Source organism: Streptosporangium sp. NPDC000239 (assembly GCF_040300765.1).
Taxonomy (GTDB): domain Bacteria; phylum Actinomycetota; class Actinomycetes; order Streptosporangiales; family Streptosporangiaceae; genus Streptosporangium.
Window position 1 is genome coordinate 114,334 of sequence record NZ_JBEPEI010000018.1, and the last position, 21,752, is coordinate 136,085.

At 67.8% G+C, this 21,752-nt stretch carries 16 protein-coding genes and 1 pseudogene; 14 read left to right on the forward strand and 3 right to left on the reverse strand.

The window, feature by feature from the left end:
- Window positions 1-72 precede the first annotated feature (72 nt).
- The 9 genes from ABT340_RS33360 to ABT340_RS33400 all read left to right on the forward strand — a co-directional run bounded on the left by ABT340_RS33360 (window position 73) and on the right by ABT340_RS33400 (window position 11,625).
- A complete protein-coding gene (locus ABT340_RS33360; protein ID WP_352014865.1) occupies window positions 73-1,872 on the forward strand; it encodes an asparagine synthase-related protein in 1,800 nt (599 codons plus the stop codon).
- Window positions 1,872-2,129 carry a lasso peptide biosynthesis PqqD family chaperone gene (locus ABT340_RS33365; protein ID WP_352014866.1) on the forward strand — a complete coding sequence of 86 codons (258 nt, stop codon included), beginning with the start codon at window positions 1,872-1,874 and terminating at the stop codon, window positions 2,127-2,129. Before ABT340_RS33360 ends, ABT340_RS33365 begins: the two co-directional genes overlap by 1 nt.
- Window positions 2,126-2,548 carry a lasso peptide biosynthesis B2 protein gene (locus ABT340_RS33370; RefSeq protein ID WP_352014867.1) on the forward strand — a complete coding sequence of 141 codons (423 nt, stop codon included), beginning with the start codon at window positions 2,126-2,128 and terminating at the stop codon, window positions 2,546-2,548. Before ABT340_RS33365 ends, ABT340_RS33370 begins: the two co-directional genes overlap by 4 nt.
- Window positions 2,545-3,309, forward strand: coding sequence for an ABC transporter ATP-binding protein (locus tag ABT340_RS33375; protein ID WP_352014868.1), 765 nt, complete (start codon window positions 2,545-2,547; stop codon window positions 3,307-3,309). Before ABT340_RS33370 ends, ABT340_RS33375 begins: the two co-directional genes overlap by 4 nt.
- Window positions 3,309-5,873 carry an ABC transporter permease gene (locus tag ABT340_RS33380; protein ID WP_352014869.1) on the forward strand — a complete coding sequence of 855 codons (2,565 nt, stop codon included), beginning with the start codon at window positions 3,309-3,311 and terminating at the stop codon, window positions 5,871-5,873. The genes ABT340_RS33375 and ABT340_RS33380 overlap by 1 nt, the downstream gene beginning before the upstream one ends.
- Window positions 5,873-7,627: an ABC transporter ATP-binding protein gene (locus tag ABT340_RS33385; protein WP_352014870.1), complete on the forward strand. Its 1,755-nt coding sequence runs from the start codon at window positions 5,873-5,875 to the stop codon at window positions 7,625-7,627. The genes ABT340_RS33380 and ABT340_RS33385 overlap by 1 nt, the downstream gene beginning before the upstream one ends.
- A gap of 62 nt (window positions 7,628-7,689) precedes the next feature.
- Entirely contained in the window at window positions 7,690-10,410 is a 2,721-nt protein-coding gene (lanM, locus tag ABT340_RS33390; protein WP_352014871.1) for a type 2 lanthipeptide synthetase LanM, read from the forward strand.
- A gap of 13 nt (window positions 10,411-10,423) precedes the next feature.
- Complete coding sequence (locus tag ABT340_RS33395; RefSeq protein ID WP_352014872.1) at window positions 10,424-11,215, forward strand: methyltransferase domain-containing protein; 792 nt, start codon at window positions 10,424-10,426, stop codon at window positions 11,213-11,215.
- A 5-nt stretch (window positions 11,216-11,220) separates the two neighbouring features.
- Complete coding sequence (locus ABT340_RS33400; RefSeq protein ID WP_352014873.1) at window positions 11,221-11,625, forward strand: nuclear transport factor 2 family protein; 405 nt, start codon at window positions 11,221-11,223, stop codon at window positions 11,623-11,625.
- Here ABT340_RS33400 and ABT340_RS33405 read toward each other — a convergent pair.
- Entirely contained in the window at window positions 11,573-14,449 is a 2,877-nt protein-coding gene (locus ABT340_RS33405; protein WP_352014874.1) for an AfsR/SARP family transcriptional regulator, read from the reverse strand. The genes ABT340_RS33400 and ABT340_RS33405 overlap by 53 nt on opposite strands.
- Window positions 14,450-15,506: 1,057 nt before the next feature.
- Between ABT340_RS33405 and ABT340_RS33410 the strand changes: the two genes are divergently transcribed.
- Window positions 15,507-15,953 carry a helix-turn-helix domain-containing protein gene (locus ABT340_RS33410; protein ID WP_352014875.1) on the forward strand — a complete coding sequence of 149 codons (447 nt, stop codon included), beginning with the start codon at window positions 15,507-15,509 and terminating at the stop codon, window positions 15,951-15,953.
- A gap of 201 nt (window positions 15,954-16,154) precedes the next feature.
- Here the strand turns inward: ABT340_RS33410 and ABT340_RS33415 are convergent, their stop codons facing one another.
- Window positions 16,155-16,601, reverse strand: coding sequence for a nitroreductase/quinone reductase family protein (locus ABT340_RS33415; protein ID WP_352014876.1), 447 nt, complete (start codon window positions 16,599-16,601; stop codon window positions 16,155-16,157).
- Between the two features lie 433 nt (window positions 16,602-17,034).
- On the opposite strand from ABT340_RS33415, the pseudogene ABT340_RS33420 reads away from it, so the two are divergent.
- The 4 genes and pseudogenes from ABT340_RS33420 to ABT340_RS33435 all read left to right on the forward strand — a co-directional run.
- Window positions 17,035-17,142: pseudogene (locus ABT340_RS33420) on the forward strand (transposase); the annotation flags it as partial.
- Window positions 17,143-17,902: 760 nt separating this feature from the next.
- Window positions 17,903-19,192 (forward strand): MAB_1171c family putative transporter, encoded by a 1,290-nt coding sequence (locus tag ABT340_RS33425; protein ID WP_352014877.1) that lies wholly within the window; start codon window positions 17,903-17,905, stop codon window positions 19,190-19,192.
- A 142-nt stretch (window positions 19,193-19,334) separates the two neighbouring features.
- Window positions 19,335-20,306 carry a zinc-binding dehydrogenase gene (locus ABT340_RS33430; protein WP_352014878.1) on the forward strand — a complete coding sequence of 324 codons (972 nt, stop codon included), beginning with the start codon at window positions 19,335-19,337 and terminating at the stop codon, window positions 20,304-20,306.
- Window positions 20,307-20,441: 135 nt separating this feature from the next.
- Complete coding sequence (locus ABT340_RS33435) at window positions 20,442-20,915, forward strand: cell division protein SepF (RefSeq protein ID WP_352014879.1); 474 nt, start codon at window positions 20,442-20,444, stop codon at window positions 20,913-20,915.
- Between the two features lie 15 nt (window positions 20,916-20,930).
- On the opposite strand, the gene ABT340_RS33440 is transcribed toward ABT340_RS33435, so the two are convergent.
- Window positions 20,931-21,311, reverse strand: a complete 381-nt coding sequence (locus tag ABT340_RS33440; RefSeq protein ID WP_352014880.1) for a hypothetical protein — start codon at window positions 21,309-21,311, stop codon at window positions 20,931-20,933.
- Between the last annotated feature and the right edge of the window lie 441 nt (window positions 21,312-21,752).

Genomic DNA, 21,752 nt, shown 5'->3' on the forward strand with positions numbered 1-21,752 from the left:
AGTAACTAGCCGCGACGGTGTCCGGCGGCGGCGCCGCCGGACACCGTCTCCAACACGGAAAAGGAGGCCGGGATGAAATTCATCATTTTTCCCGACAATCCGGAAGCGGACAGGATCAGGAGTATCCTTCCCACCGCGCTCGGCGAGAAAGTGTTGACGCATCGTTCCGGCCGACCGTGGCTTCTGGGCCAGTGGCCCGACTTCGACATCGTCCAGGCTGAGTCGGCACACGCCAGGGTCGCCCTTCTGGGAACGGTGGACATCACCGAGACCGCCCTGGCCGAACGGCTCCGCCGGGTCCGCTCCATACGTGACCTCGACGCCCTGGCGAGCTCGATCGCGGGGTCGTTCCACCTGATCGGCTCCGTGAACGGCACGGTGAGGGCACAGGGCAGCATCTCGACCGCCCGGCAGATCTTCTACGGCACCGTCATGGGCGTCACCGTCGCCGCGGATCGCCCGCAGAGTCTGGCCGAGCTCACGGGGGCCGGGATCGACGAGGAACGTCTGGCGCTGCACCTGCTCACCCCGTTCGGAGCGCCGTGGCCGTTGAACGAGGTGAGCATGTGGAAGGGCGTCCGCGCCCTGACACCGGGGTGCTACCTGGAGATCTCCGCCAACGGCGCCGATCGCCAGGTGCCCTGGTGGACGCCTCCCGAGCCCACGGTCCCGCTGGCCGAGGGAGCGGTGAAGGTCCGCGAGGCCCTGGACGCCGCGGTCACGGCCAGAAGCCGGGGAACCGGCGTCCTCAGCTCGGACTTCTCCGGCGGAGTGGACTCCACCAGCCTGTGTTTCCTCGCCGCCGGGAAGAGCAGCGAGTTGGTCACCGTCCACTACGAGGCCTCGGGCAGCCTGAACGACGACAAGCACTGGACCGACCTCTGCAGAACCGACCTGCCGCACGCCCGGCATCTGACCGTACCGCGCGGCACGGGCCCCGCCCTGTACTCCCCTTTGGCCGAGGCCCGGCTCGACCTTGAGGGGCCTGCTCCTCTGGCCCGCCCCCGCGCGCGCATCGAGCACGTGCTGCGGCTGGCCGCCGAAACCGGTGCCACCCGACACATGCAGGGAACGGGGGGCGACGAGCTGTTCTTCGCCACCACCACCTGCCTGCACTCTCTGTCACGCCAACAACCGCGACGATCCATGCAACACATCAGGGCCGCCGCGTCACGATATCGCTGGAGCCTGGCCACCACGGTGCGCCAGATGTCCGCCATCAAGCCCTACGCCCGCTGGCTGGCCAGGAGCACCGACCAGCTCACCGACCAGCGGGTCTGGGGATACGAGACCGGGTGGGAACCGTCCCTCCGCATGCCGCCCTGGGCGACCGAGGAGGCCGTGCTGACCGCGCGCAGGTTGATCCGCGAGGCGGCGGCCGCGGGCCCCGAACCGTTCTCCCCCCTGCCGGTCCAGCACGAGATGATCCGCGCCGTACAGGCGAACGGCTGGATCATCCGCGGAGTCTCCCGGATCGCGGAGCAGTTCGGCATCCTGCTGGAGGCTCCGTACACCGATGACCGTGTCCTTGAGGCTGCGCTCTCCATCCGCCTTGAGGACCGGATCTCGCCCACCCACATGAAACCCGTCCTCGCCACCGCGATGCGAGGGCTGGTCCCCCATGTCCTCGACCGCCAGACCAAGGCCGACGGAAGCACCGACTTCTACGAGGGGTTGCGCCGGCACCGGCACGAGCTCTGGGCCATGTGCGAGGACTCACACCTGGCCAGGATGGGTCTCATCGACCCTGAGGCGATCCGCCCGGTCCTCTTCGGAGAGCACGCGGACGCACGGCCGTTCATGCCGTTCGACTCCACGCTGGGTGTCGAACTCTGGCTTCGATCCACAGCCGACCGTGAAGGAGCACCGTGATGGCCTGGCGTCTGCCCGCGCATGTGACGTTCACCGAAACCGACACCGGGGCGGTCCTTCTGGACAACCGCCGCGGCAGATACTGGCAGACCAACGACACCGCGGCGATCGTGCTGAAGTGCCTCATGGCCGAGGGGGACCTCGAATCGGCGGTCGCGGTGCTGCGTGAACGGTACCCGGACGCGGCGGACCGGGCCGCCGACGACGTCCAGCAGATGATCGAGAAGCTGGCCGCGGCCAAGCTGGTGACCCGGTGAGTCCCAAGATGGTGGCGCTTCAGCAGGCCACCGCGCCCCCCTGGCGGCTACGCCCCGTCGTGCTGGCCGCCATCCTCCTGGCCTGGCCGCTGGCCCGTTGCGCCCCCTACCGGTTGCACGCCGTACTCCGCTCCCTGAGCAAAGGGGCCAGGGCGGCGACCGCGGAGGAGGCGGAGCGGGCCAGAAACGCGATCGTGGGCCTGAGCCTCAGGCACGGTGGCCCGCGCTGCCTCGAACGATCCATCGCGATCGCCCTCATGTGCCGGGCGGCGGGCAGCTGGCCGGACTGGTGCGCGGGTGTGAGCACCCACCCCTTCGAGGCCCACGCGTGGGTCGAGGCGGAGGGGGAGCCCATCGGTGAGAACCCCGACGAGATCATTCATTTCTTCATCACCATGAAAGTGTCGGTCCGCTCATGACTGTGCAGAAGACCTCCGTGGAACAGCGGCTCTCATCCGCCGTGGGTCTGGAGCAGGTGAGTCACGTCTACGGCGCGAACGAGACCACCGTCACCGCGCTGAAGAACGTGACGTGGTCCTTCACGCCGGGCTCCTTCACCGCGGTGATGGGGCCCTCGGGCTCCGGCAAGACGACCTTGCTGCAGTGCGTGGCGGGACTGCTCGAACCCACCGACGGCTCGGTTCTCCTCGGCGAGCACCGCCTCAACGGGATGTCGGAGAAGAAGCTGGCGACCATCCGCCGTGACCTGATCGGCTTCGTCTTCCAGGCCTTCAACCTGATCCCGGCGCTCACCGCCGCCGAGAACATCACGCTCCCCCTCCGGCTGGCGCACCGTGCCACGGACCAGGCCTGGATGAACGAACTCGCCAGTCGCGCCGGCATCGCCAACCGCCTGAGCCACCGGCCGCACGAGCTGTCCGGCGGGCAGCAGCAGCGGGTGGCCATCTGCCGGGCGTTGATCACCAAGCCACGCGTCCTCTGCGCCGACGAACCGACCGGTGCCCTGGACAAGGCCTCAAGCAAGGCGGTGCTGTCGGTGCTGCGCGACGCCGTCACCGAACTCGCCCAGACCGTGATCATGGTGACCCACGATCCGGTCGCCGCCGCCCACGCCGACCAGGTGCTCTTCCTCGTGGACGGAAGGATCGTCGACGTCATGACGGCGCCCACCCCCGAGCGGGTGGCCGCCACCATGACGCGTCTGGCAGGTGAGGACTGATGCTGTCCATCGCATGGAGCACGCTGCGGCGCCAGCCGGGCGTGCTGCTCGGGGCGTTCCTGATGATCGCCATCGGGTCCGGCCTGATCAACGCGTTCGCCGTCATCCAGTACTCGGCGACGCACGCGGAGGCACCGGTAGAACGGTACTCGGCCGTCCCCGTCGTGGCGGGAGGGGGCACGGGGCTGTTCACCCAGGAAGCGGTCAAGCGGGTCCGGGGGCTTTCCTCCGTCCGCGAGGTCGTGCCGGAGCTGACGTTCACCGCGATCGTGCTGGACAGGCACGGGCAGCCGGTGCTTCCGCTCACGAGAATCGCGCAGTTCGGTCACGCCGCGGCGAGCGCGAAACTCACCCCCTTCGCTCTCCGTGAGGGCCGGTGGCCCGCCGGCCCCGACGAGGTGGTGCTGGACCGGGAGCTGGCCGAGGCGGCCGGGGTGTCTCTCGGACAGCCGGTGCCGGTGCTCGTGGCCGGCGCGAGCCGTACCTACCGGCTGGCCGGGACGGCGGAGCCCGGATCCTCAACAGGGCCGCTGCCCTACCAGCGCACGCTCTTCTTCGCCGACGAGCGCGCCGCCGAGCTGGCCGGACGCGGCGCCGGACGGGTGGACGCGCTGGGGATCTCCGTCAACTCCGGGTTCAGCCCCGCGACGGTCGCGGCGGAGGTCGAATCCCTGCTGAGCCAGACGGTCCGGGGTGACGCCCCGGGACCGGCGGGGCTGCCGACCCTGCGCGTGGCCGCGGGAGCCGACCGCGGCGTACTGGAGGGAAGCCTGCCCGACGACCGGGCGACCGGACAGACCATGAGCATGCTGACCGCGATCGTCGCCCTCATGGCCATCACCGTGATCAGCGGCGCGCTGATCACGTCGATCCGCCGCCGTTCCCGGCAGCTCGCCCTGCTCAGGGCGGTCGGCGCCACCCCGGGTCAGGTCAGGTCCCTCTGCCACGCGGAGGCACTGATCCTCACGCTGGTCGGCGGAGTCGTCGGAGGTGTCCTGGGGCTGGGGATGGCCGAACTGCTCGTCGTCGCCCTGCGTTCCAGGGAGATCTTCAACCCGGCGTTCCGGGTGAGCTACAGCGCGCAGCCGATGGTTCTGGCCCTCGTCGCCACCATCCTGGCCGGCCAGGTGGCCGCCTGGCTGACGGCACGCACCGCGTTGAGAATCAGGCCCGCGGAGGCTCTTGCCGACTCCGTCGCGGTGACCGAGCAGACCGGGAAGAGCACTCTCAAGATCGTGGTGGGTGTCCTGGCGCTGGCCGGCGCGGGCACCGTCCAGGTCCTTGGCATGACCGGTCTGATGCCGCCCGCCCTGCGTGGCGTCTACGGCGTGCTGGCGAGCGGGCTGGTCATGGTCGGCATCGGGTTCATCGGTTCCTGGGTGGTCTACGGACTGGCCCGGGTCAGCCGTGCCCCCATCACCGCGCTCTCCTCGGTCAGCGGCTATCTGGCCGCCGCGAACGTACGGTTCCAGCACCGCCGGTACGCGGGGGTCGTGGCACCGCTCGCTGTGGGAGTGGCGATCGCGGGGTGGGCCCTGAGCAGCCTCCCGCTCTACACGCTCAGCACGACGGAGGAGGCGGCGGAGCGGATCAGCGCGGACTACATCCTCAGGACGCCGCTGATCCGCGACGCCTACATCGGGCTCAGTGAGAAGACCCGGCAGGAGGTGGCGGGCATCGCCGGTGTCACGGCCACCGTCGGCCTGTGGGACGCCTGGGCTCAGGCCACGCCCGTACGCACGGGATCGGCCGGGGGGATCCAGGACACCGCCGCCACCTACGCGACCGTGACCACCGGCAAGGTCGACGGGCTGCTCGACCTCCAGATCCAGCAGGGCAGACTCTCCGACGAGGGAGTCGCCGTGGGCCACTCCTACGCGCAGCAGCGTGGCATCTCGCTCGGAGACCGGGTGGAGGTACGCATCACGGGCGCGTCGTCCCCGGTCGTCCTGCCGGTCACGGCCGTCTTCGGCCTGGACAAGGGCGGCCAGGAGGGTCTGCTGCTGCCCGGCCGTGCCCTCTCGGGCCATGTGGCCACGCCCGCCTACAACCGGATCCTGGTCCAGGCCGAACCCGCCGCGCAGTCGCGACTCCACGACGTCGCCGGAGGGAGCGGACTGGTCAAGGTGGAGTCGACGGGGGAGTTCCGTCAGCGGTACGTGGCGGAGCGCGCGGCCGGCACCTCCAGCATCGGCATCCTCGCCGTGGTCCTGGTGGGCGGCTTCCTCCTGTTGGCCGCGGTCAGCGCGCTGGTGCTGAGCGCGGTGGACCGCGCAGGGGAGTTCAACTCCTTCCGCCAGATCAGCGCGGCCCCGCGGCAGATCATCGTGATGGTCGTCTACGAGATGGTGCTGACGGTCGTCCCCGCCTGGTTGCTGGGGGTGATGGCGACCGCGTGGATGGCCTTCCTCATGGCGGGCGGAGACGTCGCGGCGGCCGTACGGGCGATGCCCGTGGGCACCCTCGCCACCTTCGGGCTGGTCGGGCTGGTCACCGCCGTCGCCGGATGCCTGGTGGCCTCGCGTACGGCGATGAGAAGCCTCAACCGATTCGAGATGGGCTGATGAACGCCACGACGGGAGACATCCGGACACGCCTGCCCGCCTGGCGGCTCCTGGCGAGCCACAGCCTTCCACACCGCGGGCCGCTCCTGGCGGGCGGTGCCCTGAACCTCGTGGGAACCGCGGCCGGACTCGCCCAGCCACTGGTCGCCAAGCAGGTCATCGATGCGATCGGCGTGGGAGGGACGTCGTGGAGCCCGGTGCTGGCACTCGTCGGGCTCGTCGTCCTCAGCGCGCTCTGCGCCGCGTGGGGCACCTACCTGCTGGAACGGGTGGCGGCGTCCGTCGTGTGCCGCGCCCGTGGCAACCTCATCACGAGGATCATGCGTTTACGGGTCGACGCGCTGGACCGCCCCGGCGACCTGATCTCACGGGTGACCTCCGACACGACGCTTCTGAGCGGCGCCGCCTCGCAAGCCCTGGTGGAGCCGCTCAGCGGCGCCCTCATGCTCGTCGGCGGCATCACGCTGATGGCCCTGCTCGACCTTCCGCTGCTCGCCGTCACCGCGGGCATCCTGATCCTCATTCTGGGAGTGGTCGGCCTGGCCATGCCCAGGATCTCGCGCGCCCAGCAGGGTGTGCAGCAGTCGGTCGGAGAGATCACGACGGCTCTGGAACGGGCGCTCGGCGCCTTCCGCACCGTGAAGGCGAGCGGTATGGAGAGCGCCGAGATATCCCGGCTGGGAACCGCCGTCGACCAGGCGTGGCGGCATACCGTCGGCGCGGCGAAGTGGGCCGCGCTCGCCCGGGTCTCCTCGGGGCTCGCCATCCAGGTGGCCTTCCTCACCGTGCTCGGGGCCGGGGCCGCCCGGGTAGCGTCCGGTGATCTCTCCGTGTCCTCGCTGGTGGCGTTTCTGCTGTACCTGTTCAACCTGGGCCAGCCGATCGCGACCCTCGTGCAGGGCGCCACGGAGATGCAGGTGGGTCTGGCCGCCGTACGTCGCATGCGCGAAGTGGAGGACCTGCCGGTCGAGGCGGAGGGGCGGCCCACGGCCACGGTGGACAAGCCCGTCTACCGGCAGGCCACGGCCGCCTTCCAGAAGGTCTCCTTCGGCTACGGCGAGGAGCCCGTCCTGCGCGAGGTCAGCTTCACCGTCGCCGGCGGCGAGGTCACGGCGGTCGTGGGCGCGTCCGGCGCCGGGAAGACCACCCTCTTCTCCCTGCTGGAGCGCTTCTACGAGCCGTCGTCGGGGATCGTCACGCTCGACGGCAAGGACGTGCGGCAGTGGCCGCTGGCCGAACTGCGTCAGCAGATCGGTTACGTCGAGCAGGACGCCCCCGTTCTGGCCGGCACGCTCAGGGAAAACCTGTGTTACGCCACGCAGGAGGTCTCCGAACAGGAGCTGGAACACGCGCTGGCCAGGACGAGGCTCACCGAGTTCGTCGCGAACCTGCCCGACGGTCTCGAAACGCGGATCGGCCACCGGGGCACGACGCTCTCCGGTGGCCAGCGTCAGCGGATAGCCATCGCACGTGCCCTGCTGCGTCGTCCGCGGATCCTGCTGATGGACGAGGCGACCTCCCAGCTCGACGCGGCCAACGAGCTCGCGCTGCGGGAGACGATGACCGCCGTGGCGAAGACGACCACGGTCGTCATGATCGCCCATCGGCTCTCCACCGTGGTGGGGGCCGACCGCATCGTGGTGTTGGAGGGCGGGCGGGTGCGTGCCAGCGGAACCCACGAGGAACTGCTGGCGGCGGACGGCTTCTATCGGGAACTCGTCGGCAGCCAGCTCCTTTCCGGCCGGCGCGCCTGAGGAATGCCGTGATCGACGAGATACGCTCACGCCCCGCCGGCCCTGTCCGGGTGAAGGTCCCGGTGAGGCTCTACGGAACCCGTTACGACCAGGTCCCTTTCTGCGGGCTGGTGGAAAGGTTCGCCGACCGTCACCGAAGCCTCCTGAGAGCGAAGGCCGCGGCCTTCGAGGACGTCCTCACCGAGGACGCCTGGGACTCCCTGACGGCGAACCTGATCGACGGCCTGGTCTCCGTCAGCCACCAGACTCTGATCTTCGAGCTCAACGAGTCACGGACCGGCGGGCTGCTCACCGGAGAGACTCCCGAGGACAGATATCGCCATTACAACGACCACCTGCTGGGTGACCCGTCCTACCTCGCCGCTCTTTCCGGCAGGTACCCCGGGCTCGGCCGGGCTCTGCTGAGCCATGCGGAGAACTGGCTGACGAACTCCCTGGAGCTGCTCTCCCGGCTCACCACCGATCTTCCTCTGCTTCGGCGGCATGGATGGATATCGGAGGGCACGACGACGGTCGACGCGCTCCGCTGCGGCCTCGGGGATCCGCACGACGGCGGCCGATCCGTCACAGAGGTGGCCTTCCACGGCGGAGTCCGGGTCATCTACAAGCCCCGGCCACTCGACGCCGAGGAGCTGTACGGCCAGGCCGTCACGTTGCTCAACGACCTGAACGGTCTCGGCGGCCACGGCGACAGGGCCGAACTACGGGCGATGCGGGTCATCAACCGGGGCCGGTACGGCTGGTGCGAGTTCATCGGTCACAGTCCCGCCTCCGGTCGCGAGGCAATCAGCAGGTTCTACCGCCGGATCGGCTCCTGCGCCGCGCTGCTGACCTGTCTGGCCGCCACCGACATCCACATGGAGAACCTCAGGGCGGCGGGCGAGTTCCCCGTTCCGATCGATCTCGAAACCGTTCTCCAGCCCTCGCCCTCCTCCTCGGCCGTCGCGGATTCCGCCGCGGACAGGGCCTTCGCGTCGCTCTCCCGAAGCGTCCTGGCCACCGCGATGGTCCCCGGACGGCAGCTCCCCCTGGAAACCAGTGCGATAGGCGGTGGGCTGGGCGGTCCGAGGTCGCTGAGAAGGCTCGCCCTGGTCGCGCCGTTCACCGACGTGATGCGGACAGGGCTGATACCCGCGACCCTGGAGAAGACCGGGAACCTTCCCTTCCTGAACCACGGACGGGTTCAGCCCGCGGCCCACGTCCCCGATGTCGTCCGGGGATTCCTGGACGCCTACGACGCCATCGCGGCGAACAAGCCCGCCTTCCTCGCGCTGGTCCGCCGGTTCCGCGACGCCGAGATCCGCTATCTGCCCCGGCCGACCCAGGTCTACGGCGTGCTGTTGGGCGAGCTCCATCATCCTCGTCGTTTTCGAGAGCCCCTGGAGACGGGGGAGCTCTGGCCCGAACCGGCCGAGGCGGAGCGGGACCGGTTGCTGGCCGAGGCGGAGCGAGGCCAGTTGCTGGCCGGGGACGTTCCCCGCTTCTTCACCAGCGCCTCGTCGACCTCGCTCCGTTTCGGGGAGGGCGGCGAGATCGACGGCTTCTTCCACGAGACGGGCTGTGAGGCGGTCGAGCGCAGGCTGCGGATGTTCGGCGCCGAGGACCGTGCCGCCCAGCTGGACATCCTGACCTCCGCTCTCAGCACCCTGCCGCACTCCTCGCCCCCCTCCGTCCTCGCCTCCTCCCGCCCGGCTTCCGGGCGGAGGAGCCTGCGGGACAGCACCCGTGAGGCCGTCGACGCGCTGGCCGACGAGGCGATCCTCGGAAGAACGGACTGTACCTGGATCGGTCTGGCCGGAGACAGCGCGAGCGACGAGCCACGCACCTATGGGGCACTTCCCACAAGGCTGTACGACGGGCTGTCCGGTATGGCCCTCATGTTTGGCTACGCGGCGAAGGTGTACGGGGATGATCGTTATCTTGGGCTGGCGTCACGGAGCATGCGTCCGGTTCTCGCCGAACTGCGGAACGAACGGCTGGTCGGCGCGTACACGGGAATGGCGGGTACGTTCTACGTCCTGGCGCACCTGGCGGTGCTGACCGCCGACGAGACCCACCTCGACATCATCGACCGCTGGACCCCGCTCTTCATCAGGAACATCGGTGAGCGGTGGGAACCCGGCCTGGTCTCAGGGCTGGCCGGGGCGGCCGTGGTGGCCTGCGACCTCTACGAACGACATGGCCTCTCCGGGCTGAAGCCGGCGATCGCCCTCTGCGTCGAGCGGCTGACGGGCTCTCCGTGGGATGACGTGGACGACGGCTTCGCCAACGGGAGGGCCGGAATCGGCTGGGCGCTGCTCAGGTCCGGCCGGGCCCTGAAGGATGCCGGAGCAGAGGAGGCGGGACTCCAAGCCCTGGCCTCCGGCCGGGGCATGACGGCCTCTGAGCCCCACTGGTGCAGCGGCGCCGCGGGAACGGGAGTCTCCCGGCTGCTCGCCCACCGCCTGCGGCCCTCCCCGGCGTTCGTCGAAGAGGTGGCCGGAGCCCTGCCCGTGGTCACGAGGAAAAACCCGCCCGCCGACCACGGTCTCTGCCACGGGGGGCTTGGCGGTCTGGAGTTCCTCCAGCTCACAGCCGAACGCCTCCCCCGGCTGGGGCGAGAGCCGTACCGGCGGATGAGGCGGGATCTCGTGGCGAGCGGCGCCGTCGTCGCACACGCGCACGGCGGCCGTTTTCCCGGGCTGCTCACCGGAAGGGCCGGAGCCTGCCTGTCCCTGTTGCGGCTGGTGGCCCCGGAAGAGGTGCCTTCTGTGCTCTCCCTAGAAGGGGCAAAAAAGACATGAGGGATTTTTCATTATGAATACTGACAATCGCGTACGGCGTCGCGAGCTCTTCAACAAGGACGCGGACGGCTACCGTTCATCGCGGCCCGGCTACCCCACCCGCGCCTACCGGCTTCTTGAGGAGGCCGGCGCACTGCGCCCCGGCGCCAAGGTCCTGGAGATCGGCGCGGGCAGCGGGCAGGCCACCCGGGAACTGCTGGACCGGGGCGCCGATGTCTGCGCCGTGGAACTGGGGGCCGACTTCGCGGCCCGGCTCCGTGCCGAGTTCCACGACCGGCCGCTCACCGTGATCGAAGGTGACTTCGACGCGCTCCCCGACCTCAGCGGGGACTTCGACCTTGTGGTGTGTGCCTCAAGCCTGCACTGGCTGGACAGGTCCACCGCTCTGCGGAGGATCGCGTGCCTGCTTCGCCCCGGCGGCTGGATCGCGGCGTGGTGGACCGTCTACGGAAACCCGGCAAGGCCCACTCCTTTCCGCAGCGCGCTCAACGCTGTTCTTCGCCACCACCGCCCTGCGGGAGTCCTGGATGTTGTCGGACCGTTCGACCGTGATGTCTGGATCGAAGCGTTGGGCGCCGCCTCCTTCGAGGGCATCCGGACGGAGGTGATCCAGTGGCCGATGACGATGTCGGCCCAGGAGCTCTCCCGGCTGTACGCCACCTTCGCCGCAGTCCGGGAACTCTCCGAACCGGTCAGGGACGCCCTTCTGCGGGACATCGAGGCCACCGCGGAGGCGCTCGGCGGCCGGGTGACGGAACACTGCGTCACCGTTGCCTACCTGGCCCGGCGAAACCTGCTGGGCTGACCCTCGTGCCGCACGACGAACAGCCCCCTGGAAGCGTCCGTAGCGCCCACCTGGCGACCATGGCCGCCGACCACGCCCAGCTGAGCTACGAGTATCTCAATTCCGGTGACATCGACGCCTACACCTCTCTCTTCGAGAAGGACGCCGTGTTGCACCGCCCGGAGCTGACCATCTACGGAAGGGAGGAACTGGAACGCTACCACCAGCGGCACGCCGGTCTCCGCCGTTACTCGGTGAGCAGGATCATGGTCTCGGCCTGCGGGGAGCACGTCGTCGTCATCGGCAGCACGACGGAGACGACCGTCGGCGAGCAGACGGGTTTCGCCGACGTGTTCACCGTTTCGAGCTGCGGCCTGTTCATCTCTCAGCGAGCCTTCCACTTCGCTCTCGGACGACGAGGTCCGCGATGATCCTCCCGGCCTCCCTTGTCCACTGCGTCGCCTCCCGTTCCTGGAACAGCGCCTGAGCCTTCTCCGCCAGCTCCCGCGCCTGGACGACGTCTCCCTGGACGGCCAGGACCCGAGCCAGGTCGAGCCGTATCTGAGCCGCGCCGAGATCGTCCATGACGCTTTCCCGGATCTCGGCCGCGTGACGCAGGGCCCGCTCGCTCAGATCGAACTTCCGGCGATGACCGTAGACGACGCCGAGACTGTGCAGGGCGTAGCTCTCGCCGATGATGTCACTGTTCTCCCGCACCATTCGCAGAACGGCGCTCCCCACCTCTTCGGCCTGCTTGTAGTTCGCGCTCAGAAGATGCGCCTTGCCGAGCTTGTGCATCACCTGGGCCTCCACCCGGAGGCTGCCCGTCTGCCTGGCGATGTTCAGCGCATGGCCCAGCTGCGCCTCCGCCTCCGCGTACCGTCGCCCGTCGAGTTCGATCTGGGCGAGCTTGGCCAGGACGTGGGCCTCCCCGACCAGGTCGCCGACCTGCTGGAAACCGGTGAGCGCCTGCCTGTACAGGTGTTCGGCCCTGTCCGGTGAGCCCTGGCGGTATTCGAGCATCGCGAGGTTCCGCAACGCCAGCGCCATTCCGTGCGTCTCCCCGAGCTCCTGGAACCGGGTGAAGGCCAGCTCCAGCAGGGGCCGTGCCAGGGCCGGCCTCTGCTGGTTGAGGTGCATCGAGCCGAGTGAACACATGAGTGCCGCCATGCCTCGCTCGTTACCGGCCAGCCGAGCGGCGCTGAGGGCGCTCTCGTGAGTGTCCTGCCAGTCCTCGAAGTAGCTGCGTGTCTCGAAGAGGGTGACCAAGGTGACCGTCAGGTCCCAGCACACCTCGACCAGACCGTGTTCTCCGGCCAGGACCACCGCCGCGCAGAGATTGGCCCGTTCCTGCTCCAGCCAGTCGAGGGGACGCGTCAGGAGGCGGTCGAGCTGGTCCTCGGGCAACCTCCAGCGCGGCGCGTCCCCGTGCAGCAGGGTGTAGTCACCGCCGTACAGCCGCCGATGCGCCTCCTCCGCGAGGTGCAGCCAGCAGCCCAGCACGCGTTCGAGAGCGGCCGTCTTGCCCGTGTCGTCCTCGTGCTCGTCCAACCTCTCCCGTGAGAAGGCGCGGATGAGGCCGTGGAACTTGTAGCGCGGGTAACCACCGCCGTCGATGCCCGCCACGTCCAGCAGCCGGGCGTCGACGAGCTCCTCAAGGCGGTCCATGGCCCGATACGCCTCGCCGTCGAGTACGGCCGCGGCGAACCAGTAGGGAATCGTCTCGCCTTCCGCCAGGCCGAGCAGGTCCAGCAGCCGACGGGCCGTCTCGCCCATCCCGTCGTAGGTGAGTGACAGGCTCTTCCTGACGACCATCTCACCGTGGGCCAGTTCGTCGAGGCGATACCGTTCGTCGGTCAGCCTTCGCACCATCGAGGCCAGCGACCAGTGGGGGCGGGCGGCCAGCCGGGCCGCCACGATCCGCAGGGCGAGCGGCAACCCTCCGGTCATGTGGGTCAGGGCGGAGGCGGCGTTCGGCTCGGCCGCCACCCGGTCGGCTCCGATGACCTTGGCGATGAGCGCCAGGGAGCTGGCCTCCTCCATGACGTCCACCTCAAGCTGCAGCGCGCCGGGCAGGCCGGTCAGGCGGGCCCGGCTGGTGATGATGACGGCGCAGCCGCCGCTGCCGGGAAGCAGCGGCATCACCTGGGTCTCGCTGACCACGTCCTCAAGGACCACCAGCATCCGCTTGTCGGCCAGCAGACTGCGGTACATGGCGATCCGCTCCTCCACACTCCCGGGTACGGCGGGGCCGTGGATCCCCAGCGAGCGCAGGAAGGTGCCGAGCACGTCCGCCACGGGCGCGTTCTGCTGCTGACTGCCTCGCATGTCCCGGTAGAGCTGGCCCTCGGGGAAGACCTTCGCGAGACGGTGCGCGACGTGTACGGCCAGGCAGCTCTTCCCGGCACCGGCCTTGCCGGTGATCACCACGACCGGCGTCGCGGTGTTGCCACTGACGCGCAGGAACTCCTCGGCCGCGTCCACCAGGTCGTCGTGGCCGGTGAAGTCCTGGATGTCGGCGGGCAGTTGGTGCGGGGGAATCCGCAGGGAGGGCGCCGGCTGATCCGGTGTGAGCGTGACGGCCTCCCTTCCCGAATCGGCGAGCAGCAGCGAGTCGTCGCCCTGGAGGATGGCCGCCTCCAGCCGCTGCAGCTTCTCCCCCGGTTCCAGGCCGAGTTCGCCCACCAGCAGGGCTCGCCCCATGCGGTAGACCTCCAGCGCGTCGGCCTGCCGTCCCGACCTGTGCAGGGCGAGCATGAGCTGACCGCGCAGCCGTTCACGCAGCGGGGTGTGCTCCACCAGGTCGGTCAGCTCACCGACCAGTTCACGATGCCTGCCCAGGCTCAGCTCGATGTCTATGCAGCACTCCAGCGCGGCCTGCCGGGCCTCGTCCAGCCGCAGCGCCTTGCCCTCCAGCAGGCGGCTGACGACACCGCCGAGAGCGGGGCCGCGCCACAGGGAGAGCGCCTGCCGTAATGTGGCCGCCGCCTCGGCGGCATCCACCTGCGCCAGGTGGTCGGCCTCCCTCACCATCGTTTCGAAACGGTAGGAGTCCAGATCTTCCAGCGATATCTGCAGACAGTATCCGGGCGAACGCCGAATGATTTCCCCCTTGGCCGGGATGAGGGCCAGCAGCCGCCTCAGTGCTGAAATGCAGATCTGTACCTGGCCGCGCGCGCTCGGCGGGGGGTCCTCACCCCAGACGGCGTCGATGAGGTGCTCGGTACTGACGATGTGATTGGCCTGCAGCAGCAAAGCACCGAGGATGATCGGTTGCCTGCCGGGTGAAATGGAAATAGGCACTTCACCGTCGTGCAGATCGATAGGGCCGAGGATACGGAATGGAGCCGTCGCGCCTGTTGCCATAGCTCACCTTTGCATTGCAGCAAACAACCCAAATGGATTAGGAAACTTTGCGCATCCCCAGAACCTCATAGGCTCTCCAGCCGATTACATCAATGTATATCGAGATATAGCGAAGGTCGAGAGAATTCCCCCGGTCACACCGTTTCCCTCACATCCCGGCCACCCGGACAGGGAGTCAGGCACGAGAACCCCCGACCACCTCGTCCGCACATCAGATCCACCGGAAGGCGCACGGAACCGGTACGACGTTCACCGCATCATCGGCAGTGACCGGGCCGACCGTCGGCCGGTCATGCGACCGACACCGTCCCGAGAGATTTCTCCCGCGTTCCCCTGCCCGCGGAACCGATCAATGTCGTCACCGGTTGTTCCCCACCGCCCCCTCCGAGGAAATACGCATCTCCAGCATCGCCTCACAGAGCCGGCAACCGTTGCGGGAGAACCGGAGCCACCCCCAAGATCCACCTTCAAGTCCGTCCGAAGAAAAACGCGGCAACGGTGAGGCGGCCGCCCTGGATCACACACGTCCGCACCCCCTAAAAAACGCCCCTGCGGAGAAACGCCCCATCCGACATGTAGACGACCGGGCACGCAGCGTACATGTGCGGGAACAGTCGCGTTTGATCGATGAAGCGGTCACGGCATCCCACCGAACAATCCCCTCGCCCCGATCTCGTTCGGCCGGACGACGGATCCCCCGATCACAGCCGCCAGGGGGCAGCACGCCGGCCTGAATCAGCAAGCTTCCGGGATGCAGGAACGAACAGCCACGCACCCCAACACGTCAGTTATGCCAATAAATTTCCATATCTGGCACGTTATGAACGTATCGAAAGTTTGCACGGCGGTACATTCGGTGTCAAGCTTGCGTGAGGCATCCGAGGGGGACATCACTTTCCAGTGCTACGAGAAGCCTCACTCTCAAGTACTACGACCGGAGGGAGCCATGTCTGCGAGGGCCTATCGCCAGCCACTGGCGGAGCTAGTTGACCACCTGTTTCTGACCGTCCTTCAGCAAGACGGGACCTCTTACAGCTACGAACAGGTGGCCAGGGAGATCACAGAGCGAGGCACCCCGATCTCACACACGACACTCTGGCGGATACGGACCGGCAAGACCGACGACCTGTCGGTCTCCCATCTGGCCGGTATCGCCGATTTCTTCGGCGTCGACTTGGCGTACTTCTTCGACGAAGCCTATGCCGCCAAAGTCGACGCCGAGTTGGAGCTGCGAATCGCGATGCAGAACGTAGGTATACGCAAGGTCGCGATGCGAGCCGTGGGGTTGTCGTCGATGGGGGTGGAGAGTCTCACCAAGATCGTCAATGTGATCCGTGAGATGGAAGGCCTGCCGCCGTTCGACTCCGAGGCCGAACCCGATGCCCAACCGTAGTCAGCGACACATCCCGTTGTCACAGCAGAAGGCCGTCGCGCCTTCCGCATGGTCGTTGACGGTTGCACCAGGGTTCCGACGGTAAACCGCCGGGAGCGACACCACCACCCACAGCCATCACGCGATCTTCGGATGCCCCCGGGAACTCCGAACGGTCACGTGGTGGCCGTCCACCCGTGGCCCCGGCCGGCGAAGCGCGGTTCAGACCTCCACCGCGGGATCGAACGCCGTCTCCCCCGTTCCTTCGGCGGGTTCGAGGCGGAAGACAGCGGTGCGCACGGTATGAGGAACGATCGTCTCCAGACTGTCGCCCGCGCCGAACGGAAACGCCTCGGTCGCGAAGGGAAGGTCCAGAACGGACAGATACGTTCTGATGACCCGGGCCGCCTCCTCGCCTTCGACAAGAAGAGTTCGCGACGGCCCCCTCTCCTCACCGTGAACGTGACACTCACCAGAGGCGAGGAGATTTTTCACCCACTGTCGTTGCCTGTTCGGCGCGACCAGGTAATGTTCACCGGAAAGCTGGACAACGGCGATAGGCGTCCGGCGGGGCTGCCCGGTGTGACGACCTCGCGTCTGGATGACACGCAACGCGTATGCCGCTTCACGATAAGGCTGAAGGGGCATGTGCAAGATCTTCTCGATCATCGTGGCATTGATGTCACGCGGGTCCGTACTCGGACTGTTCATAATTCCCCGTTTACCTGTGGTCAGCAGCGATTCCCGGACCGGATCTTGGAGGAGTCTAGTGGCTTCCTCCCACACTGTGTAGTTCTGCGTCAATGAGGAAGGCGCCGAGATCCGCATCCAGCGGGATGACCTGGCCCCTGGATCGGCACGGACAAGACCCATGCGAAAAGCAGCGGCCCGCGCCTGCGTGGCTTCGTGAACTCTCGGCCGCCGGAACATTGCAACGGGACGGGACCGGTGGTTCGCCTTGTCGCCACCACTTGCGGGAAACCAGGAATCCTCACCCTATGACGACGACGCCTGCCATGGCGTTGAACGGGGCAGCGGACGGGTCGGTCACAGGACTCACCTGACCATCGGGATTCGCCGCCGGCGTCAGATGCGCGGCAAAAATTCTCAGGAGCAGTTGAACAAGGAAATCCACCGCCGGACCGATGTCATGGGAGTATTCCCCAACGGGGAGATGATCGTGTGGCTGGTCGGTGCCGTTCCAGCCGAGGCGTGGGAGAGGCCGGGCATTGCTCTCGATCCGAGTTTCGGAAAGGAACAAATCTGCCTTTCGGACGGTGCCACTCATGCCACGGGTGCCCGCGACAATCACCATGGCCGGGAAAGGCCCGGCTTCGTCACCAGGACGCCGCCGGTGGACACGGGCAGGAGACCACCGGTACGCGGACCAGGTTCGGACGGGAGAATCCGCCCCGGCCCCGAACCTCCCGCCCTGGTCAGGGGCGTCGGGAAGACATCTCCGCACTCTCGTGGAAGCCGTCGGAGAACCAACATCAGAACCTACGAGAACGGCACCTCTTATTGGTCACGGGAAACAGGGTGGACACGGGGAGCGATATGCGGGAAAGCACAGTGCGACGAAGGTGCCGCGAACTGCTCCGACAGCTCGACATCCGCCCTCCGCTTGACGTCGCCGACCTGTGCAGAAGATTCGGCGAATGGCGCAACCGACCGGTCAGGCTCGTGCCCCACCCTTTCGAGGTACCGGGTCCCTCGGGATTGTGGGTACAGACCGAATCAGCCGACTACATCTTCTACCAGGAGAGGACCTCCGCACCCCACCAGGACCATATTATTCTGCACGAACTGGGCCACATCTTCGCCGACCACCCAAGCGACGAGCTGAACATCGCCGGCCAGGAACCGCAGACGTCGAGCTCGTTTCCCCCCGCCACGCGAATACTACGGCGGACGTGCTACGACACGGACCACGAAAGGGAAGCCGAACTCATCGCCACCATCATCCTTGAATGGGCCAGCGTCCTCAAAGCCACGCACTCTCTCCTTCTGGACGAGAACGCCCCTCGGGGAGAACAACTGAACACGTCGTTGGTCAACCACCAGGGATGGCTGTGAGCATCTCCTTCGTACTCTCCGTCATCACCCTCGTCGTCTTCGCGATCCTGACCATCAAGGTCATCCAGGTACGCCGCGCCCCGGAGGACCTGCCGCTGCGCGCCGTCACAGCCGGGGTGGGCTGCCTCTTTCTTTCCGTCTTCGTGAACCTCCCCGGCGTCAGGACGGCTCTCGACGGCGTACAGCTCGGGGCTCCGAAGCTGTTCGTCAACCTCATCACACTTCTGGGCACATATTTTGTGCTCGCATTTTTCTTCTATTCGATATACGGGCAGAACGCCATTCGCCGTATGCGCCGTGAACGCGTTCTTCTGCTACTGACGTGCGGCGTACTCGTGACCACCTGGTTCATCGCCTCGCCCACGGTGCGTGAGGCCCCCGCGGATCTCCGGAACGGTTACGACCTCCAGGCCAGAATCTTTCTCATCACCGCTCTGGCCTACATGACGTACACCCTCACGAGGTCGCTGGAGCTGGTGAGGAAGTACACTCGTGCGGCGGCCGGCCGCCACGTGCGCCTCGGGATGAGAATCTTCCACGCCTCGCTCCACCTTCTTATCGCCGGAGCGTTCCTCAAAATCGCCGTCCTGCTGCTTCAGAGCCTGGGAACGACGGTTGACTCGCCTCTGCTGCAGATCCCGAACACCGGTTATCTACTGCTGGTCGGAATCGGAATCGCCGGCTTCGCACTGGGGCTCGGCTACCCCCTGGCCGCAGGAATGATCCTGGAGATACCCGTCCGGGCCCGGCACAGAGGCCTGTACCGACAGCTGGAACCCTTGTGGCTCGTTCTCCACGAGGAGTTCCCCGATCTCTCCCTGACCGCGAGCAAGACGTCACGGTGGCGTGAGGTGCTGCGATGGCAGAGCGTTCATCGCAGCTACTACCGCCGTGTCATCGAAATCCGCGACGGTCTCGTCCTTCTCGCCCCCTACTACGATCACGAGGTCGCGCGGCAGGCGCAGACGGCCGGAGCCGGGAAGGGGCTCTCCGGGTCGGAGCTGGAAAGCTTCGTGCAGGCCAACCTCATCGTGCACGCCCTGAAGGCCAAGGCGTCCGGAAGCCAGTCGAGGGACTCCGACCTGATCTCGCTGGACGGCGGTCACAACCTGGATTCGGACTCGGAGTGGCTGGCCGGACTGTCCGGGTGGGTCCAGTGGCTGACGAGGGAATCCACGTCCTGACCGGCCCCGTTCACCGGGTCCCCACCATGACCGGCCCTGGAACCGCGCGGCGTCCGTCCGACCGCCCACCAGAGTTGACCTCAACTCAAGTCGAGGTTGGAGACTGCTCCGCACCGAGCCGAGTGCGGGGAGAGTGGTCGACATGCGGGTTGTACGGGTGACACGTTTCGGAGGTCCCGAGGCATTGGTCCCGGGTGAGGCGCCGGACCCGGTCGCCGGCCCCGGCCAGGTGGTGGTCGAGGTGTCCGTCGTGGGCGTGACCTTCGTCGAGACCCAGATCCGGCGCGGTGTCGACAGGTGGCACAACAGGCCCGCACTGCCGTACGTGCCGGGAGGTACGGTCGCCGGACGGGTGAGCTCGGTCGGAGAGGGCGTGGATCCGAGCTGGTCCGGGCGGCGTGTCATCTCCGACCTCGGGATGACCGGGGGCTTCGCCGAACGCGCGGTGGCCGACGTGGGGAACCTGATCCCGGTGCCCGAGGAGTTGGGGTTGCCCGAGGCCACCGCCCTGCACACCGACGGCAGCACCGCGTTCGGACTGGTCGAGGGGGCCGGGATCCTCCCCGGGGAGTGGGTACTCGTCGAGGCGGCGGGCGGCGGTGTCGGCACCCTGCTGACCCAGCTGGCCCGGGCGGCCGGTGCCAGAGTCGTCGGGGCGGCGCGCGGCGCACGGAAACTGGACCTGGTTCGCGAGCTGGGCGCGGACGCCGTGGTCGACTACTCCGTCCCCGGCTGGGCGGAACAGGTGCGCGAGGTGACCGGTGGTGCGGGCCCCGCCCTGGTGTTCGACGGGGTCGGCGGGGAGATCGGCCGGACCGCGTTCGAGCTGACGGCGGACGGTGGCCGTTTCTCCATCCACGGCGCCGCCAGCGGCGAGGTCACGGCCGTCGACCCCGCCCAGGCGCGACAGCGCGGGATCAAGGTGATCGGCGTCGAGCAGCTCTTCGGCTTCGGCCCGAAGATGCGAGGCTGGGCCCGGCAGGTGATGTCGGCCGCGGTCACGGGCCGGATCAGACCCGTCATCGGCCAGACCTTCCCCCTGGAGCACGCCGCGGACGCCCACGCCGCGATCGAGTCCCGCGACGCCCTGGGCAAAACCCTGCTCCTGACCTGACGGCGCGCCTGCGCCGTCACGACGTCGTTCCAGCCCGTGGCCCCGCTTCTGTGAGAAGGCACAAGAGGCGAATCCGTCTCCCACCCGTAGATCGTGCGCCCTTGATGTCCCCGCCGGCTCAGGGAGACTGTCCTCGTGATCCTTGAGACAGTTCGTCCCCTCACCTACGACGACGTCCGCCACGTGGGCCGGTACTTCCGTGAGGGCATTCCCGTCGTGATGGACCTCACCGCGGTCGCCGACGACGAGGCGGAACAGTTCGTGGACTTCGCCGCGGGCCTCATCTACGGACGACGCGGCGACATGGAACGCCTCAGCCCCAAGGTCTTCCTGCTGGTCCCCTCGGTCCTGGCCACACCCGGCACCGTGACGAGCGTCGTCAAGAAGGTGCGTCCACGCGACTACGGCGAGGCACTGTACGTGGGGCACTACTTTCGCAAGGGCATTCCGGTCGTGATGGACCTCACCGCGGTGACGGATGACCAGGCGAAACAGTTCGTGGACTTCGCCGCGGGCCTCATCTACGGACGCCGCGGCGACATGGAACGCCTCAGCCCCAAGGTCTTCCTGCTGGTCCCTGCCGGGACAGCGGTCACGGCTCCCCGCTGAGGCGGTGCCGCCGGATCACAACCAGTCCAGCGGCGTCTTCCACAGGCCGTACGCGGCGGGAAACAACCCAATCACGACGAACGGACCGAGCAACAGGGCCACCGAGGCCGACCAGTACGGCTTCGCGGGCAATCTCGAAAGTGCCCGGACCGCGAGATTGAGCGCCGCCCACAGGGCGATGAAAATCCCCACACCGCCGAGCAGGATCAGGTGCGGCAGGATTCCGTCATTGTCGGTGGGGTCCCGTTCGGTCAGGCCCAGGGCGGCCAACGGGTAGTTGGCCAGGAAGTACCAGACGAGCCCCAGCGGAAGAGGCGCCAGGTAGCCGAACAGGGCGTTGACAACGAACGGGACCAGCCACACGATCCGCTTCGGAGGTGCGCTGGTGTCGGCCATGGCCTCTTCTATAGCAGCGCGCCGTACCGGACGCACATCGTGAACCACCGGGCGCCCTCGATCTGTCGGCGCTCGGACCACACCGCCGGACGGTACGGCTTCGCGCCTTCCGGTGGCAGCGGTTCCAACACCACCGATCGACCGCCGATAAAACGCACCTGGAGACCCGGCGTCGCCAAGCAGGTCGTACCGAGCCGCCGGACTTCACGCGCCATCCGCTGTTCCGCCCCTTCGGCGGCCGCCTTGGCCAACCGAGGAATTTCGGCAAGAAACGTCGAGGGGCACCCTCATTGTGCGCCATGGGTTTTCGTCACCTCGAAGTCGGTGGATGGACCCTGACCATCAGGATCTGGCGTGACGCGCCATGAGGGCATGTTCGGGTCGTACGAAGCACATGCGGTTGATTCGCCACCGCCCTACCACCGGCGAGCTGGCATGGAT

Excerpts from the sequence above, each read along its gene's own strand:
- ABT340_RS33360 (WP_352014865.1), top strand. The coding sequence starts at position 73 with ATGAAATTCATCATTTTTCCCGACAATCCGGAAGCGGACAGGATCAGG.
- ABT340_RS33365 (WP_352014866.1), top strand. The coding sequence starts at position 1,872 with ATGGCCTGGCGTCTGCCCGCGCATGTGACGTTCACCGAAACCGACACC.
- ABT340_RS33385 (WP_352014870.1), top strand. The coding sequence starts at position 5,873 with ATGAACGCCACGACGGGAGACATCCGGACACGCCTGCCCGCCTGGCGG.
- ABT340_RS33375 (WP_352014868.1), top strand. The coding sequence starts at position 2,545 with ATGACTGTGCAGAAGACCTCCGTGGAACAGCGGCTCTCATCCGCCGTG.
- ABT340_RS33415 (WP_352014876.1), bottom strand. The coding sequence starts at position 16,601 with ATGATCGAGAAGATCTTGCACATGCCCCTTCAGCCTTATCGTGAAGCG.
- ABT340_RS33425 (WP_352014877.1), top strand. The coding sequence starts at position 17,903 with ATGGGCCAGCGTCCTCAAAGCCACGCACTCTCTCCTTCTGGACGAGAA.
- ABT340_RS33395 (WP_352014872.1), top strand. The coding sequence starts at position 10,424 with ATGAATACTGACAATCGCGTACGGCGTCGCGAGCTCTTCAACAAGGAC.
- ABT340_RS33430 (WP_352014878.1), top strand. The coding sequence starts at position 19,335 with ATGCGGGTTGTACGGGTGACACGTTTCGGAGGTCCCGAGGCATTGGTC.
- ABT340_RS33380 (WP_352014869.1), top strand. The coding sequence starts at position 3,309 with ATGCTGTCCATCGCATGGAGCACGCTGCGGCGCCAGCCGGGCGTGCTG.
- ABT340_RS33440 (WP_352014880.1), bottom strand. The coding sequence starts at position 21,311 with ATGGCCGACACCAGCGCACCTCCGAAGCGGATCGTGTGGCTGGTCCCG.
- ABT340_RS33410 (WP_352014875.1), top strand. The coding sequence starts at position 15,507 with ATGTCTGCGAGGGCCTATCGCCAGCCACTGGCGGAGCTAGTTGACCAC.